Below are 18,937 nucleotides of genomic sequence, written 5' to 3'. Positions count from 1 at the left end.
AGGAGCTGAAACCGGACGGCCTTTTTAATCAGAAACTTGCACGCAGACCAGCATAAACTGCCAGACCGGACGTCTGATAGCCTTTGATACGCTCATATCGCTGATTTAGAAGGTTTTCACCGCGAACATAGACTTCCACTTCCTCGGTCACATCGTAAGAGGCTTTTGCTCCGAGTAAGAATGTATCTTTCATATCTTTGCCCTTGTCGGTGAGACCTGCGATAAAGTTCCCATTGACGTTAAGCGTGATGTCTTCTGTCGGGTCATAACTCACTGCAACGTTAAGGTCATGTAGTGGAACCCTGTCCCGGCGCTTGCCACCGTCTTCGGTTGCCCATGTGTAGGTGTATGCACTGGAAAGGCGTAGGTTTTCGACGGGGGCATAGCTGGCACCAAGCTCTATCCCTTGACTGCGAGATGTTCCGGTAATCTGCCTATATTCACCTTTGTAGGGATCACTCACAGTTCCAAAATCATGGTAGACAATCAGGTTATTTGTCAGAATGTCAAAGTAGGTTGCTGAAGTTTTGATTTTATCACCAAACCAACCTAGCTCAATTCCAAGATCAAAACTCAGACTAGTTTCCGGCTCAAGGCTTTCATTGCCATATTCTGGGTTGTAAAGCTCGTAAAGAGAGGGGGCTCTGAATCCATTTCCAAAGCTGGAGTGAAGGCGTGTATTTTCTAAAATTTGATAGGATGCGGTTAGTCGGCCTGACCAATAGTTCCCGAATTCACTGTGGTTATCCACTCGTGCTGACGCCGCCAAGTTGAGCCCATCAACTGGCTCTATAAGAGCCTGAACAAAGCCACCTGCTAACCTTGCTTCATCCTGACCTCTTGCCGTTTCGCGCATCCAGTCGGCACCCAAATTGAAGGTCACTCGATCACTGACTTCCAAGTCATTTTGGAGAGCAAATTTTAACCTAGCCCCCTCAAAAACACTGTTTGCTTTGCCCGCTTTGGCATAGTCTTGTTCTCGTTTTATATCCGTAGTCTCTACCGAGACATCACTCGTTACTTGATCTGACAGCCAGAGAATGTTTGCTCCCAGTTTCCCTGAGATTTGTCGATAGAGCATTTCATCGTGACGATCTGGATCGTTATAGCCATCAATTTCTGAAATCCCCTTAGCACCGCGTACAGAAAAGTAGATATTCAGATTGTCGGTCGCATCAAATGAGCCACGCGCTGACAGAGTTGTGTTCTCATATCCATCCATATCAGCTGGGCCTCCCTTTGGAGTTTGAGCACTGAACCCTTCTGTTCGAAAATGTTCTGCGCTGATGGCTATATCAGAGCGATCCGTTGCGGCTTGTAATCCGTAGAATGCTTTAAAGGTTTTATAAGCGCCAGCTTCCACCTGAGCGTTCTGTTTTACAGTTCCGGCAGGTGCACGCTTTGTCATGATATTTATGACACCTGCAACCGCTTGGCCGCCATACAGCGCGCTTTGAGAGCCCTTCAGCACCTCAATCCGTTCAACATCGGCGAGAAGAAGATGTTCCAACCTAGTTGAAACCTGCGGCCCGGATGGGTCGGAGATATCGATGCCGTCTACCAGAACTTTAATGTAGCGCGACGACATACCACGAAGGGTGATTGTGCTTTTTTTGCCTGCACCGCCATTTTGAGTAAAAGAGAGACCCGGCAGTTTTGCGAGATACTCCTGCACGAAGACGGAGCCATCTTCTTCCAGCTCTTCTTCTGTCACCACGATAGTGGTGGAGCCTGTTTTTCCTGCTTCTGTCTCATACCGATTTGCGGTGACGATCACGTCATCGAGCAGAACCTCCTCTGCTTTGCCGGTTGCAATTGTGCTGAGGAGCGCAATGAATGCGGCGCTGGATTTCAGCGCAGCTGAGTATTGAGTTTGTAAACGCACAGTCGTGTCCACCATTCACAGCATCTGTTGGATGCCATGCTGTTGCTTGCATTGTGCATATCCGGACACAGCAATCCCGACCCACTGAAAAACAGGAGGAACGGTTTTGTGCCCAGACGCACTGTGAATGTCACTTGAACGGAGTACCGCCCCACAGCACGCCCCGCGCTTTGGGTGAGTGACTGTATTTGGCAGGTCTCCTGGCTTGCGCGTCATCACTCATATCCGGCCTTCCCAACTCAGCTTTAAACACTGTTGTCAGTGGCAATAATGGATATCAGCTCTACGCTCACAGTTGCGGGGGCAGCCACGGCTTTCGCTATGCGGATCGTGTTCCCTTTTCATTTTTGCCAACATGACAAAAATACCAAATACAATTCTATTGATCAGATTAGAATGGGGGCCGTCAAGCATCTGGAACTGCACGCTCGCCAAATCAGACTATTAACGGGCTAAATTCACAGATATTGTATTTCAATACGGTAAAACTCTAGCTCTGGTAGCAACAGTGACACGCCGCCTAGCTCATGAAGAGCAATCCGCAGCCAACAATAACCAATGCCGCCCCAACCCACGCACCAACAGCTGGACACTCTTTTGTTTGAGACCAGAGCACGGGCAGCATCATTGCTGGTGTGGTTGCTGAGAGTGTGGACACAATGCCAACTTCACCTCCGCTCAGAGCGTAGAGGATCAAGGTCATCCCAATACCCATGCCCAGCACGCCTGAGAGTGAAGCCAAGGCTACAATTTCTTTGTTTATTGGATTGGCAAGTTTGAATGGTCTTCCCGGCAGGTAGAACAGCGCCAGCAAACCAAATGCAGCAATGGTACAGCGCATTAAGGACACAGCGACGGGATCAGCACCGCTTGCCATTACGGGGCGGATGATGATGGATCCAACGGATTGAGAAAGCGCAGCCAATGTGCCGAACAGAACACCAACGACAATGGGGCCTTTTATGCTCTCCCATTTGTGCAACTGGTCTTTTCGTTTACCGAATGCAATGGCCATCAAAACGCCAACTATCACGATAGAAATTCCGATAATTGCCTGGAAGGGTAGTTCCTCTGATAAAAATACCCAGCCGAGCAATGCGGACATGGGGGCGTTCATGGAGAACAAAATGGCGGTTCGACGTGGGCCCATTCTGTTGAGTGTGAGGAACAACAGAGTATCCCCCATAAAGATGCCAATGAAGCCAGACATAAAGATAAGAAATGAGTGACTGGAATCAACAGTGCTCCAACTTCCGGTCGCCAAAACATAGGTGCCGAGAAACAGCACCACAAACCACATGCGCACACAGTTAAAGCCAATGGCTCCAAGATGCGCTGCTGGCTTAGCAGAAATAAGGCTTCCCACAGCCCAAGCGGCAGCAGCGCCAAGCGCAGCAACTTCAAATAAGTACATGGGGGACCTAACCGGAAAAAGCTACGACGAATGCGTAGTCAGAATTGAAAACCTTATCAGCTCTACTGGCCTTGGTTTTTGGGCGCAAGCGTAGTGATTGGTTATTTGAAATAGCCAACAACTATTCCCGCAAGAAAGTTCCACAATTCTGCTAACCATTGAAACAAGCCTGCGTCACATTTCATTTTAGCTAACCCTTATGTGACCTTGCACTTTCTCCGCACATTTTGTAGAGCAGCGTCAAGCACAGTGCTTTTCTGAGGCACATTGATTTACTCAGGCTATGCCTTCCGGAGATTTCCCATGAAAGATATTGAAATTGCGCGCGCAGCTGAAATGCATCCCATTGCTCGCATTGCTCAAGATCTGAACATCCCGGAAGCTGCATTGGAGCCTTACGGTCGCTTCAAAGCAAAGATTAATTTGGATGAATTGCCAGAATCGATTGATCCAAAGCAAGGCAAGCTCATTCTTGTGACTGCCATGTCGCCTACACCGGCTGGCGAAGGTAAAACGACGACAACAGTTGGGCTGGGTGATGCGCTCAACCGCATCGGATTGAAGACCGCGATTTGCCTGCGTGAACCTTCTCTGGGGCCTTGTTTTGGCATGAAGGGCGGAGCTGCTGGCGGCGGGTATGCACAAGTGGTGCCTATGGAGGATATCAACCTTCATTTCACCGGAGACATGCATGCGATCTCGACTGCGCATAATCTGCTTTCTGCGATGATTGATAACCACATTTACTGGGGTAACGCAGAGGACCTTGACCAGCGCCGCATCGTCTGGCGCCGTGTGGTAGATATCAATGACCGTGCCATACGCACCATCACGACCGGCCTTGGCGGTGTGAGTAACGGGTTCCCGTCAGAATCCGGGTATGACATTACCGTTGCCTCCGAAGTGATGGCCGTGTTGTGCCTTGCTGAAAACCTTGAAGACTTGCAGGAGCGGCTGGGCCGACTTCTTATCGCCTACCGCCGCGATAAAACGCCGGTGTATTGCCGCGACATCAAAGCAGATGGCGCAATGACTGTGCTTTTGAAGGATGCGCTGCGTCCTAATCTGGTCCAGACGCTGGAGAACAACCCAGCAATAATTCATGGAGGGCCATTTGCAAATATCGCGCATGGGTGCAACTCCGTTATCGCAACAAAGACTGCACTTAAACTTGCAGATTATGTTGTGACTGAAGCTGGATTTGGGGCAGATTTGGGAGCGGAGAAATTCTTCAACATCAAATGCCGCCAAGCTGGTTTAGCGCCTGATGCTGTGGTTATTGTTGCCACGGTACGCGCGCTCAAAATGCACGGCGGTGTCTCGAAAAAAGAACTGAGTACGGAGAACCTGACTGCACTTTCGCAAGGCTTGAGCAATCTGGAACGCCATATCAAGAACACTACATCCTACCAAGTTCCTGTGATTGTTGCCATCAACCGGTTTGTAGATGACACGGACGATGAAATTGCGCTGCTCACAGAACGAGTTGAAGCGCTTGGCGTGCATGCTGTTTCATGCACACACTGGGCCGATGGATCTGCGGGTACCGAACAGTTGGCTCGTGACGTAGTAAAGTTGATGGGTAAAACTCCCTCCAATTTCAAATTCCTTTACGATGATGACCAGCCGCTTTGGGATAAGATTGAGGCAATTGGCAAGGGGGTCTACGGAGCGTCTTCTGTTGCCTGCGAACAACCGGTGCTGGACCAGCTCAAATCCTTTGAAGACAGAGGTTATGGGCACCTTCCTGTATGTATGGCCAAAACGCCCTATTCATTTTCAACCGACCCAAGCAAACTTGGCGCTCCAACGGATCACAGTGTCCACGTTCGTGAAGTGAAGCTTTCTGCGGGTGCAGGGTTTATCGTGGTCTTGACCGGAGACGTTATGGTGATGCCGGGATTGCCGCGCCATCCAGCTGCTGAAACCATCGGACTTGATGAGAACGGCCAGATTGAAGGGTTATTTTAGTCCACGTCTGATCGTTCTGGGCCTCTGCGGAAGCGGTCCAGATAGACCGTTGATTGTAGATCATCCCGATCATAGTCGCGATAATGGCCGAACTTGAAGTACTGAGTGTCACCGTTAAACTCATCATTGCCGATGTAACCGGTGACGCGCGCGATGAATTTGTTGTTGGCCCAGATTTCGATAAGGCCCTGCCCCAGCCGGCTGCCCTTTACGCGATAACGCATATCGACCCAGCCTGTGGTTGGGTTTGGCAAAACGGGGTCATCAGAGAGCTCAATCTGGATACCGGGGTAATCTGAGTAGGTTTCCGGATCAACCAAGAATGGAAATTTTGAGGTATCCTGTTCCTCAATAGCTTTTTTGAGTTCCGGTATGGTTAAGCCACTGCCGAGAAAATCATCTGAGGTGCGACTGGCATCATTTTTATTCCGAAAACCTTGACGATCTAAACTCAACATTTGCCGAAATTCAATCGAAAAATCACTGAAATCCTGCTGATAACTGCCTTCCGCCTGCGCTACCAGTTGGCGAACTTTATTATGCTGCACAGTGATGTGAAACACGCCGTTATCAAACCGTTGCGCCAGAAATGGACTGCCGCCGGAATCTTCCTTCCATTGGCCTATCACCCATCTGGTTGAACCTGCCGGCCAGACTGTTCCATCAATGCGAAAACTGAAGGAATACCAAACTTCATCACCGAATTTACAACGGTTTTGGCGTGCTTCCCAAAGTTCATTTTTGAGGTTGCCCTCAGCATCCAACTCATCGTCACCAAATACGGTGATGGCAAGCGCGTGACCACCATCCCTCACAACCTGGCTTTCAATCTGGAAATTTTCAGGTTTGTTCATGCGGTGGACGTCCCAATTAGAAGCGCTCGGGTACTCATCAAAGTCGTCTATAATAACAGAACAACCGTTTTTGCGAAGCTCATCAACATGCACTGTTCCGCCTTGCTGCGGCGTCACGATTACTTCTGTATTATCGGGATTTAAACTAGGTTTTGCAGAGGGGGTTTGACTGGCCAAAGCAGTATCAGCTGCCAAGCCGATCAAAATAAAACTCAGCACGTAAGCTGGAATGCTGCGCTCCCATAAAACTCGGCGATAGGCTGCAAACAGCATATTCTCTCCCTAGGCATCGCGCCTGACATTGAGCTGACTGGCTTAATCTATGGGAAAATTGTTGCTGTGCTTCAAATACTGCTTTCTCGTTTTTCGGATGACTTTAAGAAAATAGTCAAAGTTGACGCGCGAAAATAATATCCTCGGCTTCCTCCAACGACATATCGATGATTTGCTGTGCCATGGAAAACGAAAATCCAGCTCGAACCAGACTGGCTAATTCTTTGTCCTTACGCTCGTCCTTCGGCTTTCTTCGCCATGGACCTAAACCTCGTCGTTTTGCGTAAGCCAATGCTGCTTTATCTTCATCATGGGTTTCCTCGTCAAACGCTGATTGGATGTCCTCTCCGGATACCCCCTTCGCATTTAACTCCAGCTTTAACCGTGATTGAGATTTGCCTCTTATGGTTCCAGTTCTGATTTTACTTTGTGCGAACCTGAGATCATCAATAAACTTATGCTCACGACAAAACTCAATCGTGGGGTCTATGAGTTCATAAAGCTCTGAGGGATCTTCTTCTGCTTCGCGTGCCCGTTTGTCTATCTTGCGCTTCAAAACACGGCGTAAGCTGTCTTCTGAGGTACTGTAACGGTTGAGATAATGCAAGGCAGCGCGACGGAGATAACCGGAAGATATTTTCTTTGCCACACTGCCCTCATTTGCAAAACAAACCAGCTTTCAGCTAGCATATTTTGCAGGAGGATTTACCCCACGAATGCACGTTCAACAACAAAATCACTTGGGTGGTTGTTCGCACCTTCATCAAAACCTCGTTGTTCCAGCAAGGTTTTGGTATCAGCGATCATGTGCATTGAGCCACAAATCATCGCTCGATCTTCGGCCGAATTGAGTTTTGGGACACCGAGGTCAGAAAACAATTTCCCGCTGTCAATCAGATGTGTGATCCGGCCTTCCCGTTGAAACTTCTCGCGGGTAACTGAGTTGTAAAGGTGCAACTTGCCCTGAGCCATTTCTCCGATCAGCGGATCCTTAGAGATATCGGCTATTAGCTGTTCCCCATACTGAAGCTCTGCAATCTCACGAGTTGTATGGGTCAGGATGACTTCCTCAAATTTCTCATAGGTCTCCGGATCCCGAATGAGACTCGCAAAAGGGGCAATACCAGTACCAGAAGAGAACATGTAGAGCCGCTTTGCTGGTGAAAGAGCATCCAATACGAGAGTGCCAGTCGACTTTTTCTTCAGGAAAATCTCGTCGCCTATCTTCACATTTTGCAAATGCTGGGTCAGAGGTCCATCCGGCACTTTAATGGAAAAGAACTCCAGTTCTTCATCCCATGACGGACTTGCAATGGAATAGGCGCGGAACAACGGTTTGCCATCGATCATCAGACCAATCATGACAAATTCACCAGAGCGAAACCTGAAACTTGCTGGACGAGTGATTTTGAACCGGAAAAGACGGTCTGTGAAGTGAGTCACTTCCGTAACTGTTTCTACAAATACATTTGCAGGAACTGCTGTCTTCAATTCAAAATCCTTTAGTATCTGGTTCATCTCTTGCATTGCTCCGGTTGATGAGGTCTGCAAAGACTAACTCAACCGGCTCTCCATACTGAGGCATACTCAGCTAATTATGCCCCAGCTAGTGAATATTTCTTTTCCGACACGTGCAATCCTTAGAATAGCGGCACCCCCTCATCAGAGCTACTAGCTGATTGAGTGACACGTAACTACGGGGATTTTGAGGTTATGCCAAATCATATATCAATAATTATTATGGAATATATTTCGATTATTCAACGGAATTGCAAAAGTTATTCCCTTGAGGACACAGAGCGGTCTCTCAAAAATTAAAGTGCATACTGCGACTAGGTTTCAGATTGTGGTTTGGTTTGCACTGCTGGAAGAGGCGTCATTTCCCGCTCCCTCGGCTTCAAGTTCTTGCTGCACTTCCAGAACTTTCACCGGATTACGACGGTCAGTGAAAATGTCCTCAGCAAACTCGAGGTACTGACGCGCTGAAAGCGGTTTGGAGAAGATATAACCCTGTGCTGATGATACGCCGAGTTCACGTAGCAAAACGATCTGCTCGTACTTCTCTACGCCTTCTGCGATGATGCCCATGTTCATGGTATCCGCAAGTTCAGCAATGGCATCGACGAGGCGGAAAGCGTTTTCTTCGCTACCAAGCGGGTCGATAAACATCTTGTCGATCTTAACGATGTCCATGCCCAGTTTTTGCAAGTAGGCAAGACCACCATGGCCTGTTCCCACATCATCCAGTGCTACACGAATACCGTGCGCCTGCATTTCTGCAATAATTTTACGCGCCAGTTCGATATCTTCCAAGGGTTGACGCTCTGTCACCTCCATCACAACCTGACTGAGGGCAATTGGAGAATCCTCATAAACATCGAGGATGTCGTCGATCACTGACCGATCATTAAAGTGACCAGCAAACAGGTTTACCGAGATCTTTAATTCAGGATGGCTTGCATAAAGCTCGCCCAGATCATCAATGGATTGACGCATAATGCAGCGAGTCATCTCAAAAATATGCCCGGTGGTTTCTGCATAGGTCATAAACTGGCCCGGAGAGACTATACGTCCATTAGGCAACTGCCAGCGCATGAGCATCTCGCAGCCCTGAAGTTCGCCTGTTACGATATCCACGACCGGCTGGTAGTATGGGATAAATTCGTTGTTACGAATAGAGGCGATAAAGTCGTCTTCTGCTTCTTTTTCCGGTTTCCAAGAGAGCCACACGCCGAGTGCAATTAGGAAAATGGCAATACCAGAACAGGCAATCACCGCGACAATTTTGAGCTCACTAACCAAGCTCATAACCGCATTACGGTCACTCCTTACCCGAACATTGATCGGGTATATGGTAGAGGAGGCAAACTCCTCAATATAGTTACTGCCCATAATGACAGGAAGTGTACTGTTGCCAACGGGATTGACCCAAATATGATCACGCCCCAACCGTACTTCGATTTCCGTAGCCTGGCGCAAATAGTCCGGTCCAGCTTCAATTGCGAGGACAATTGGAGAGATATTGGCAACCAACCGCCACCCATTGCTGAGCTTCCACGAGACAAGCGCAGTGCGAATGCCTTGATACTCCATCCAAGACATGCCGATACCAACGCGTGGTGCATCTTTCTTTTGAGCTGGTAAGACTGCGTTGCCGCTGCGAACCTGAGCCGGCACATAACACATCGGGACACCGCGGTGATCTACGATGCCGATGGCATTGATAATTACGTTTTGTGCAAGGGTCTTTTCAAATTCGCCCTGATTTTGGCGTGTACAGGACGTTAACCCCTTCACCTGCATCTGGCGCAGTACTTCCACAACGTCAGAAATCGCGGATTCACTGCGCGAAATATAACGATCAGCGATTGCGTTCATCTCACTACGGGCCTGATGCGTCGCAAAATTCTCCAAGATCATATTGCCCATAAGCAACGGCAGGAGTGCTAATCCCAGAGCAACCAAAATTGCGCGAACAAAAACGAAATAATGGCGAGACACAGCAACGACCTTAACAAGGAGAAATACGACATCCCATTTTATGGTTAAGACTTACTCGAAACTGTAAAAAACTTCCAAATACATGGAAAAATCCCCAGATGCTTTTTATGTGAGATTTGGACCGGATATTTTATCTGGATCTCTGCCCCAAAACTTTGATTTTTCGCAGCAGAATACACCGAGCCCTAACCTTCAATATGTCACTATATCTCACTTCATTGCATCCTACCTGTACCGGTGTTGGAGCCAACAAAAATGAAAACACTCAGTTTGCGGTTATTCTCACGAACTATTTTGCCGTTCGTTTTCCTCCTATTAGTCGGAGTTGGTCAGACACAAGCTGCGGCACAAAGCAATGTTCCCAATCCAGTTGCACGGGCTTTTCTGGAGCTTTTGGAAGAGCGCGGTTTAAATTTGACATTTGTTGGACCTGTGAGTGTTACCGATGATGTTTTGAATATTGAGGGCATAGAGGGTCATCCAGACGGCGATCCAAAGAAACGCTTTTCAATTAAAGATCTCGCCTTGGCTCAGGCCTCATTGGAAAGCGATGGGCGGTTATTTATTGGCGCTTTTGCAGCGTCAACCTTCCAGATGGTGGAACCTGATTTCAAGTTCACCGCGGAGAAGATTGCAATTACTGACCTTTATCTCCCAACGCAGGCAGATCTGCATAATCCCGCGACCGACCTACCAATGTCACTCTACTCCACTGCTGAGGTTATTGGCTTGTTGTTTGAAGACCAGTCCAGCGGGCAAACCATGCCGGTAGAGCGTATTACGCTGGAATTTGACTCCAACAATGGTGACTACCCTCTTTCTGCCAGTGTGGACATTGCCAACATCATTTTGAGTAAGTCCATGTTTGATCCTGCGCAGCAGGCGTGGCTCGATCAACTTGGCCTTACTGAAGTTCAAGGAAACATTGTTTTCGAAGGCGAATGGGATGGGACTACAGGGGAGCTTAAAATCTCAACAGGTGAAGTTGTTTTGGAGAAAATTCTTGCTGTCCAGCTCGCTATACAGCTCAATGGCCTAACAGACACTGTGGTTGACCAGGTCGTTGAACTTGCCGCCAAAGGCAATACAGTAGCCCTTGATCTTCTTCAGAGCACTGCAGTTTCATCCTTTAGTCTTTCATTAATTAATGAAGGTGGCATTGAGAATATTCTGGAACGGCAGGCACATACCCAGGGAAAAACACGACCAACCTATATTAATAACCTGACTGCGAAGATGGACAGGCATCTCAGCCGCATCCCTGACAAAGCCAAAAAACTGGAATTTTCAGAAGCGTTTGATAGTTTTTTACAAAATCCACAGAGCATTACACTCAGCATTACCCCCATGGCACCTGTGAGTGTCACACAAATTCTTGGGGTATCTGCAATTTCCCCTCTTTCCCTCATTTCTTTGCTTGGCATTGGCCTTGAAGCAAATGTAAACTAGGGAGTAACCCTCCTACTGGTCATAAAAGGTTTTATTAATGCCTTTCCATAATTTCAAACGGCAAGAATTTTTTTGTCGTTTCAATCACTGTTTTAGGTCTTGCTACACAGCCGTCCTTTGCAAGTCCTGCTTCTGAACTTATTGACAACTACAACGCTTGGTATCTGGAAAACGGACTTGAGAGAGCCTCCTATACAGAAGTTGTCGAGACAAGTGATACGACTGAAATCCGTGATTACAAAATTTCAGGCGTCTTCACCTACCAAAACGATGCAGGCAAGCCAGCTTATACGTTTTACGTCGACATCAACCTGCCAAAGCTGATTTTCAGAAACTCTGAAAAATCCGGTAATGTCTACAGCTACCAGTCACTCGACATAGAAAGCGCAACTTACGAGTTTGGTGTGATTGAAAGCGACGAGGCAATTAGTGATCTTGCAGCTGCCAAGGCTGCAGATGCAATCGGTGTTTTCAGCGGTTATGTCAAAGACTACACCATTAATGATTACTCTGAGGAATGGATAGACCATCCAAACCTTAAGGAAAACTTTGATCAGGATGCATTACTGGCATTTCTTCAACTTGGGACCGCTATAAATTATGGCGAGACCACTGTTGCTGAAATGACGGTTGATGCCAATTTAATGTCCGAAGTGACATCACACAGTGTCCTGAGCGATTATAAGAGCAGCGGAAGCAAGGATGGTAAGACCGACCTGATCACCGTTGCCAACTATGTGACCACCAGTAAGACACGTATGGAATCGGAAAACGTGTCATCCAATGTGACGAGTGATACTGTTACCACTTACAATAATGTCAAGATTACCGATATTGATGTTCGCCCATTGCTGGCATTTTTCCAAATTACGGATGCCCCTACTGCAAAGTACATGGGCGGGTACTCAGCTGAGGACATTAAAATTGAAATGTCCGTGGACGGGGCGAAAGCCTATGATCCAATTGGCAAGATGGTAATGAGCATTGCATCTACATCAGCTCAGGATCTCTCCATTTCCGGCGGAGATGGCCTTAAACTGCTTTCCATCATTGAAAAGCTCGATGTAGAGGATGCAGATCCAAGCGAAGAGACCATTTTCGAGTTATTTGATTCATTGGGCACCTATTCCATCGGTTATTCAGATGTGAAGGACCTCGCTGTAAAGGTATGGGATCCTATTCGGGCGAAACGTGAAACTGAGGTTGCTCCGAGCTTTGAAATGACACTCGCGTCTGCGTCAATGTCAGACTTCAGCTCCAACAGCCTGGGCAGCGTGAAGTTTGAAGGCTTCCATGGAGCTATCGAAGGTGACGATGCGGTTTTCGATATCGACTCATTTGAGATTGCTGATATTGCATGGCCGAGCTTAAAAACTATGGTCGAAAAAGGAATGATGGTAGAGCGCGATCCTAATGCGGCTCTCGACATCATCCCAACAATCGGCAAATTCTCCATCACGGGCGTTGAGGCCATCACAGACGATCTGGACACCCCAGTTTCTCTGAGTGAATTCACGTTGTTGATGGAAAACCATATCGGTCCGATCCCTACAAGGATTACTCAAGTCATTGGCGACCTAGAATTTGACGCAGCGCTTCTCGAAGACCCGATGGTTCTTGGTGTTCTTGAACGCCTTGGTATTGAACGTGTGACGATTAATGAAGGCTTCAATATTGCTTGGGACGAAGATACTGAAGATCTAATCCTTGAGAAGTTTGAGTTTGAACTGAAGAACGGTCTGAAACTGCGCGCTGATATTCAGCTTGGCGGCATCCCACGCAGTTTGTTCACTGATCCTGAGCAGGCTGAAGCGGTGATTACACTTGCTACTTTCAAAGGTGCTCAGATTGAAGTGATGGACTCTCCACTCATCAGTGAACTGCTTGCAGCACAGGCAGAACAAGCTGGTGTGCCTGCTGAGATGCTCTCTGCCATGATGATTGATGGCATGCTTCAAGAAGCCGGACCGCTTGCTAAAACTGACTTCGCAATTGAGCTTGCTAAGGCAGTTAAGAGTTTCGCTATGAACTCCACCAACTTGCGAGTGACGCTGGCGCCAGAAGCCCCAGTATCAGTCATGCAGCTTGGTGGCATGGCAGCTCTTGCTCCGCAGGAACTTCCCAAGCTGCTTGGTGCGACAGTTTCTTACTCTGAATAAGCTCCGAATATAAAACTAAAAAACGCTGCAGTGTTCCCTCACCGCAGCGTTTTTTTATAATCACACTCGCCTCAAAAAGACTATTTACTGTCAGAGCTACTCGTAAATTGAAGTTCACACAAATGCCTGTAATATCCATCCATCTCATAGAGCTGGTTATGACTACCAGTTTCCAAAAGCTTACCTTTTGCGAGAACGTGAATGGTATTTGCATCGCGGACGGTAGACAGCCTATGAGCAATCACAAGTGTTGTCCGGCCTTTCATCAGGCGTGCCAGAGCGGCTTGTACTTTATTTTCTGATTCAGCATCCAGCGCTGATGTCGCTTCATCCAGCAGAAGAATTGGGGCTTGGGATAACATAGCACGTGCAATGGCTAAACGTTGGCGCTGTCCACCAGACAAACGCGCTCCACCCTCACCTGCTTTACTGTCGTAGCCCTTGTCCATCTGCGTAATGAATTCATCGGCATTTGCGTTCTTAGCCGCTGAGATTACCTCTTCATCACTGGCGTCAGGACGACCAATCAGGATATTTTCCTTGATCGTACGATCAAAAAGAAAGGTATCCTGTGTGACAATAGCAATGTTGCTGCGCAGGCTTGTGATGCTGTAGTTTCGTATATCCTGACCATCAATCAGGATTTCACCACTGCCAAACTCGTAAAAACGCTCAATCAAAGAAAAAACTGTCGACTTACCCGCTCCAGAAGCTCCAACGAGCGCCGTGACATCCCCAGCCTTTGCAGAGAACGTCAGTCCATTGAGCGCTTTGGCTTTACCGTAGTCAAATTCCACATCTTTGAACTCAACCAAACCGCCCTTAACCGTCAGTTTCGGCTTATCGTCACTATCCGGGTGTGCTTCTTTCATATCCAGAAGCTCATACATCAACCGAACCCCAACCAACTGAGTGTTCAGGTTTACCTGTAGGCGTGCCAGACGTTTTATAGGCTCATAAGCCAGTAAAAGCGCTGTAATGAACGCAAAGAAAGCCCCTGGGTCCTGCCCAAGGGAGATGACGCTGTACCCGCCATAAAGAATGATCGTACCGATAGCTAAGCCGCCAAGCGTTTCCATCAGAGGAGACGTCCGCGCTGTTAGTTTGGCAATTTTATTTGCTTGTCTTTCCACATCAGAAACAGCCGTCTCCATCGAAGAATGCATATTTGTTTCGTAGTTGAAGGACTTCACAACGCGGATGCCAAGGGCCATTTCCTTCACCAATGACAAGATCATTGTTTGAGAAACAAACTGGCTTTTTGCGATTTTTTTGACGCGCTTGACGAGTTTGGACACTGCAAAGACAGCTGGCGGCATGATGGTCAATGAAATCAAGGAGAGCAGTGGGTCCTGCCAGACCATGACGGCCACAAGCCCCAGTACTGACATCACATCACGACCTGCAGCGAGAATAACCATATCCATCACACCACGGGCAGCACCCGTGTTATGCCCAAAACGTGTTGCCAAGTCACCAAACGTGGTGTGGTCGAAGTACCTCACGCCGAGGCGCGTGACCTTTTCAAACATTTCTCGCTGAAGCTTGGCAACAATGGAGTTGCCAATTCTACTTAACACAACGGTTTGCCCGTATGTTGCAGCACCTTTGGCAAGGAAGATTGCCATCACGGATCCGGAAATCACATAGACCATGTTCATATCACGGTCGAGAAAGACCTTATCGATCACCTCTTTCATGATAGCAGCGCTGCCTGCACCTGCGGCGGCGGCAACCAACATAAATCCGAATGCGATGATGTATTGTTTTCGATATTGCCCGAAATTCTCTCGGAGAAGACGGCGGATGAGACTTGCAGCCCCGTCCTTATCAGCAAATAGCTTTCTGCTTATGGCGTTAAACACCCAAAACCCTCAGCTTTTCCAAAGAACCTGAACAACACTCGCTCAAGTTGCTATCGGTAGAAGATGAAAAGGCGACCGTAAATCTACGACCGCCCTTCACAAGATTTATATCATTATAGCGAAATCCGCCATACCTACAATTCTACAGTCAGCGCTTAAGCTTCAGGCAAATTGAGGCGAATGTGCAGATCACGAAGCTGGTTTGGGAAAACATCCCCTGGAGCACCCATCATGAGATCCTGCGCTTGCTGGTTCATTGGGAACAGCGTCACTTCACGCAGGTTCTTAGCACCAACGAGCAACATCACGATGCGATCAACACCAGCAGCCATACCGCCGTGTGGAGGTGCGCCGTACTGGAATGCGCGGTACATGCCGCCGAATTTTTCTTCCAGCAAGCTTTCGTCATACCCAGCGATCTCAAACGCTTTCTTCATGACTTCAACCTGGTGATTACGGATCGCGCCGGAGCCGATCTCAAAACCGTTACAGACCACATCATACTGGTACGCGTTCAATGCCAGTGGATCGGTGTTGTTGAGGCCGTCCATGCCACCTTCCGGCATGGAGAACGGGTTGTGACAGAAGTCAACTTTCTTGTTTTCTTCGTCCCACTCGTACATTGGGAAGTCAACGATCCAGCACAGTGCGAACTGATCTTCATCGATGAGGTTCAGTTCTTCTGCAACACGTGTCCGTGCCTTGCCAGCAAAATCCGCAAATTTTTTAGGATCTCCGGCTGCAAAGAAGACTGCATCGCCTTCAGTCAGACCGAGCTGGTTGCGAAGTTCGTCAGTGCGTTCTGCACCGATGTTCTTTGCAACTGGGCCAGCACCTGCGATTGTATCTTCTTCTTTACGGAAGAAAATGTAACCAAGACCTGGCTGGCCTTCGCTCTGTGCCCATGAATTCATACGGTCACAGAATGCGCGAGACCCCCCTTTAGGAGCTGGAATCGCCCAGACCTGAACCTTGGGATCGCTCTCGATCATGCGAGCGAACACTTTAAAGCCGGAGCCTGCGAAGTGATCGGTTACTTCCTGCATTTCAATCGGGTTCCGCAGATCTGGCTTATCAGAGCCATATTTGCGAATGGATTCAGCGTAAGGAATACGTGGGAATTCCTGAGTGACACGTTTGCCTTCAGAGAACTCTTCAAACACACCACGGATCACAGGTTCCATAGTCTGCAGAACGTCTTCCTGAGTCACGAAGCTCATTTCCACGTCGAGCTGGTAGAACTCGCCTGGCAGGCGGTCAGCGCGTGGATCTTCATCACGGAAACAAGGAGCTATCTGGAAGTACTTGTCGAAACCAGACATCATGAGCAGCTGCTTGAACTGCTGAGGAGCCTGAGGAAGAGCGTAGAACTTACCAGGGTGAATACGAGAAGGCACCAAGAAATCACGGGCGCCTTCTGGAGAAGAGGCGGTCAGGATCGGTGTCTGGAATTCGTTAAACTCAGCATCGTTCATACGGCGACGCATGGAGTTGACGATCTTCGTACGGGTCATCAAGTTTGCGTGCAGCGTCTCACGGCGCAGGTCCAAGAAACGATATTTCAAACGGATATCTTCAGGGTATTCCAATTCACCAAAAACTGGCATTGGAAGTTCCTGAGACGCGCCAAGCACTTCAATCTCACGAATGAAAATTTCGATTTCACCGGTCGCAAGACTTTCGTTTGCAGTGCCTTCGGTGCGGGTTTTAACGTCGCCGTCGATACGGATACACCATTCGGCACGAACGGTTTCAGCCAGCTTGAATGCAGGGGAGTCAGGATCAACAACACACTGGGTCAGTCCGTAGTGGTCGCGCAGATCGATGAACAGCAGGCCGCCGTGATCGCGTACACGATGTACCCAGCCAGAAAGGCGAGCAGTTTCACCCACGTTGTTTGCCCGCAGTTCTCCGCAGGTTTGGCTTCGATAACGATGCATAGCGTCCTCAGTGATAATCTAGTGAATCATGTCATTCGGAAAACTTATTGACCCGCGTAAAAGGGTCATCGGCTGGAAAAGACATGCCAGCACATCAAAGTCAAGTAAGAGAGAGACCTTGAAGGGGTTTCTTAGGCACATTTCCCGAGTTTCCTCTGCCAAGCCCTCATATATTAGCTCCGAGGTACGACCCTTTTGTGCCTTGAATGCAAAAAGAGGCGTTTACAACCACTTCATAGGAAAAACAGGCAAATTTGTTAAGGACAAGCTCTTCAGGTTGCGTTATAGACCTTGGCACCATGAAGATGATCACAACAACAGAAGAGCTGGCCCAAGCCTGCGCCAAGCTCGCCAATTCAGATTTCGTAACAGTTGATACTGAGTTTTTGCGAGAAACCACTTTCTGGCCAAAGCTCTGCGTAATTCAGATTGCTAATCCTGATCACGCAGTTCTGGTAGATGCACTGGCTGAAGATCTGGATCTCGAACCGTTTTTTGCTTTGATGCGCAACACCGCCATCGTGAAGGTGTTTCATGCCGCACGGCAAGACATTGAAATTATCTACCATTTAGGTGGATTTGTTCCCGCACCGCTGTTTGACAGTCAGGTCGCGGCAATGGTTTGCGGATTTGGCGATTCAGTCTCCTACGATCAACTGGTTGCCAAAGTTACGGGCGAACGCATCGATAAATCTTCCAGATTTACCGATTGGTCCCTCCGTCCTTTGACCGAAAAGCAGCTGACTTATGCTGTCGCCGATGTAACACATCTGCGCGATGTCTATCAGTTCCTTAAAAAACAGCTTGAGGAGCAGGGCCGCAGCCATTGGGTAGAAGACGAGATGGCAACGCTGTCTTCTGTCGATACCTATCGCAGTGATCCAGCAAAAGCATGGCAGCGCATGAAGTTGCGAGTTCGCAAACCACGCGATCTGGCTGTGCTGAAGGAACTCGCGTTTTGGCGTGAACAGGAAGCTCAGAAACGAGACGTGCCGCGCAGCCGCGTAATCAAAGATGATGCAATTTTTGAAGTAGCAACCCAAAAGCCGATTACGATTGAAGCTCTGGGGCACCTACGCACCATTCCACGTGGTTTTGAGCGCTCTCGTCATGCGGATGACATTCTTAAGGCCGTAAAACGTGCTTTGGAAATCAATGAGAGTGATTTACCTGAGGTTCCCAAGGGCCGCACGTCTCCAGATGGAGCGTCTGCTGCGGTTGACCTGCTCAAAGTTCTTTTGAAAATGAAGAGCGAGAGCTTTGGTGTTGCCTCAAAGGTTATCGCCACTGTAGATGATCTGGATAGAATCGCCTCCAACGAAGTCACTGATGTGCAAGCCCTTTCAGGCTGGCGCAGAGAACTCTTCGGGGAAGATGCTCTTCGCCTTAAAAATGGTGAGATCGGTCTGGCCTTCAATGGTCGCGTCGTTGTTGTATGCGAACAAGGCGAACCAATTGAGCGTGCCGAAACCAACTCACGTCGCCGTAGTAGCAGCAAGGGCACTCGCGATAAGGCGAAGTCAGAATAATCTGCATCGCGATTGAGCAAATCATTTAGTCCAAAAAATTGGCATATAAGAAAAGCCCCGGCATTATCTGTCGGGGCTTTCTTGTAATACAGCATTA

Annotated in this window: 12 protein-coding genes and 1 riboswitch; of the genes, 4 read left to right on the top strand and 8 right to left on the bottom strand. The window is 48.3% G+C overall.

What is annotated here, in order from left to right; genetic code table 11:
* Positions 1–28: 28 nt before the first annotated feature.
* Positions 29–1,885 (bottom strand): TonB-dependent receptor plug domain-containing protein, encoded by a 1,857-nt coding sequence (locus BLS62_RS10225; RefSeq protein WP_208990799.1) that lies wholly within the window; start codon positions 1,883–1,885, stop codon positions 29–31.
* A 172-nt stretch (positions 1,886–2,057) separates the two neighbouring features.
* Positions 2,058–2,272, bottom strand: a riboswitch (cobalamin riboswitch).
* A gap of 133 nt (positions 2,273–2,405) precedes the next feature.
* Entirely contained in the window at positions 2,406–3,299 is an 894-nt protein-coding gene (locus BLS62_RS10220) for a DMT family transporter (protein WP_093180184.1), read from the bottom strand.
* Positions 3,300–3,602: 303 nt separating this feature from the next.
* Here BLS62_RS10220 and BLS62_RS10215 point away from each other — a divergent pair, with 303 nt between their 5' ends.
* Positions 3,603–5,270, top strand: a complete 1,668-nt coding sequence (locus BLS62_RS10215; RefSeq protein WP_093180181.1) for a formate--tetrahydrofolate ligase — start codon at positions 3,603–3,605, stop codon at positions 5,268–5,270.
* On the opposite strand, the gene BLS62_RS10210 is transcribed toward BLS62_RS10215, so the two are convergent.
* From BLS62_RS10210 to BLS62_RS10195, 4 genes are all read right to left on the bottom strand, one after another.
* The gene (locus BLS62_RS10210; RefSeq protein ID WP_093180178.1) at positions 5,267–6,397 is read right to left on the bottom strand and encodes a heparin lyase I family protein; all 1,131 of its coding nucleotides are present in this window, start codon (positions 6,395–6,397) and stop codon (positions 5,267–5,269) included. The two genes, BLS62_RS10215 and BLS62_RS10210, sit on opposite strands and share 4 nt — an antisense overlap.
* A 115-nt stretch (positions 6,398–6,512) precedes the next feature.
* The gene (locus tag BLS62_RS10205) at positions 6,513–7,046 is read right to left on the bottom strand and encodes a regulatory protein RecX (protein WP_093180176.1); all 534 of its coding nucleotides are present in this window, start codon (positions 7,044–7,046) and stop codon (positions 6,513–6,515) included.
* Between the two features lie 56 nt (positions 7,047–7,102).
* Entirely contained in the window at positions 7,103–7,915 is an 813-nt protein-coding gene (locus BLS62_RS10200) for a ferredoxin--NADP reductase (protein ID WP_093188744.1), read from the bottom strand.
* Positions 7,916–8,236: 321 nt separating this feature from the next.
* Positions 8,237–9,898, bottom strand: coding sequence for an EAL domain-containing protein (locus tag BLS62_RS10195; RefSeq protein WP_093180173.1), 1,662 nt, complete (start codon positions 9,896–9,898; stop codon positions 8,237–8,239).
* A 255-nt stretch (positions 9,899–10,153) separates the two neighbouring features.
* Here BLS62_RS10195 and BLS62_RS10190 point away from each other — a divergent pair, with 255 nt between their 5' ends.
* Positions 10,154–11,347 carry a hypothetical protein gene (locus BLS62_RS10190; protein WP_093180170.1) on the top strand — a complete coding sequence of 398 codons (1,194 nt, stop codon included), beginning with the start codon at positions 10,154–10,156 and terminating at the stop codon, positions 11,345–11,347.
* 404 nt (positions 11,348–11,751) lie between these two features.
* Positions 11,752–13,506 carry a hypothetical protein gene (locus tag BLS62_RS10185; RefSeq protein WP_093180167.1) on the top strand — a complete coding sequence of 585 codons (1,755 nt, stop codon included), beginning with the start codon at positions 11,752–11,754 and terminating at the stop codon, positions 13,504–13,506.
* 80 nt (positions 13,507–13,586) lie between these two features.
* Here BLS62_RS10185 and BLS62_RS10180 read toward each other — a convergent pair whose 3' ends face one another.
* Together BLS62_RS10180 and aspS are read right to left on the bottom strand one after the other, a co-directional pair.
* The gene (locus tag BLS62_RS10180; RefSeq protein WP_093180164.1) at positions 13,587–15,371 is read right to left on the bottom strand and encodes an ABC transporter ATP-binding protein; all 1,785 of its coding nucleotides are present in this window, start codon (positions 15,369–15,371) and stop codon (positions 13,587–13,589) included.
* A 155-nt stretch (positions 15,372–15,526) separates the two neighbouring features.
* Positions 15,527–17,311, bottom strand: a complete 1,785-nt coding sequence (aspS, locus tag BLS62_RS10175) for an aspartate--tRNA ligase (protein WP_093180161.1) — start codon at positions 17,309–17,311, stop codon at positions 15,527–15,529.
* A gap of 299 nt (positions 17,312–17,610) precedes the next feature.
* Between aspS and rnd the strand changes: the two genes are divergently transcribed.
* The gene (rnd, locus tag BLS62_RS10170) at positions 17,611–18,840 is read left to right on the top strand and encodes a ribonuclease D (RefSeq protein WP_093180157.1); all 1,230 of its coding nucleotides are present in this window, start codon (positions 17,611–17,613) and stop codon (positions 18,838–18,840) included.
* Positions 18,841–18,937 lie beyond the last annotated feature (97 nt).

Origin of the sequence: Pseudovibrio sp. Tun.PSC04-5.I4 (assembly GCF_900104145.1) — a bacterium.
Lineage (GTDB): Bacteria > Pseudomonadota > Alphaproteobacteria > Rhizobiales > Stappiaceae > Pseudovibrio.
The sequence above is the reverse complement of the archived record's forward strand: the minus strand, read 5'-3'. Positions and strand labels throughout refer to the sequence as shown.

Excerpts from the sequence above, each read along its gene's own strand:
- BLS62_RS10220 (WP_093180184.1), bottom strand. The coding sequence starts at position 3,299 with ATGTACTTATTTGAAGTTGCTGCGCTTGGCGCTGCTGCCGCTTGGGCT.
- BLS62_RS10215 (WP_093180181.1), top strand. The coding sequence starts at position 3,603 with ATGAAAGATATTGAAATTGCGCGCGCAGCTGAAATGCATCCCATTGCT.
- BLS62_RS10210 (WP_093180178.1), bottom strand. The coding sequence starts at position 6,397 with ATGCTGTTTGCAGCCTATCGCCGAGTTTTATGGGAGCGCAGCATTCCA.
- BLS62_RS10200 (WP_093188744.1), bottom strand. The coding sequence starts at position 7,915 with ATGAACCAGATACTAAAGGATTTTGAATTGAAGACAGCAGTTCCTGCA.
- BLS62_RS10190 (WP_093180170.1), top strand. The coding sequence starts at position 10,154 with ATGAAAACACTCAGTTTGCGGTTATTCTCACGAACTATTTTGCCGTTC.
- aspS (WP_093180161.1), bottom strand. The coding sequence starts at position 17,311 with ATGCATCGTTATCGAAGCCAAACCTGCGGAGAACTGCGGGCAAACAAC.
- rnd (WP_093180157.1), top strand. The coding sequence starts at position 17,611 with ATGAAGATGATCACAACAACAGAAGAGCTGGCCCAAGCCTGCGCCAAG.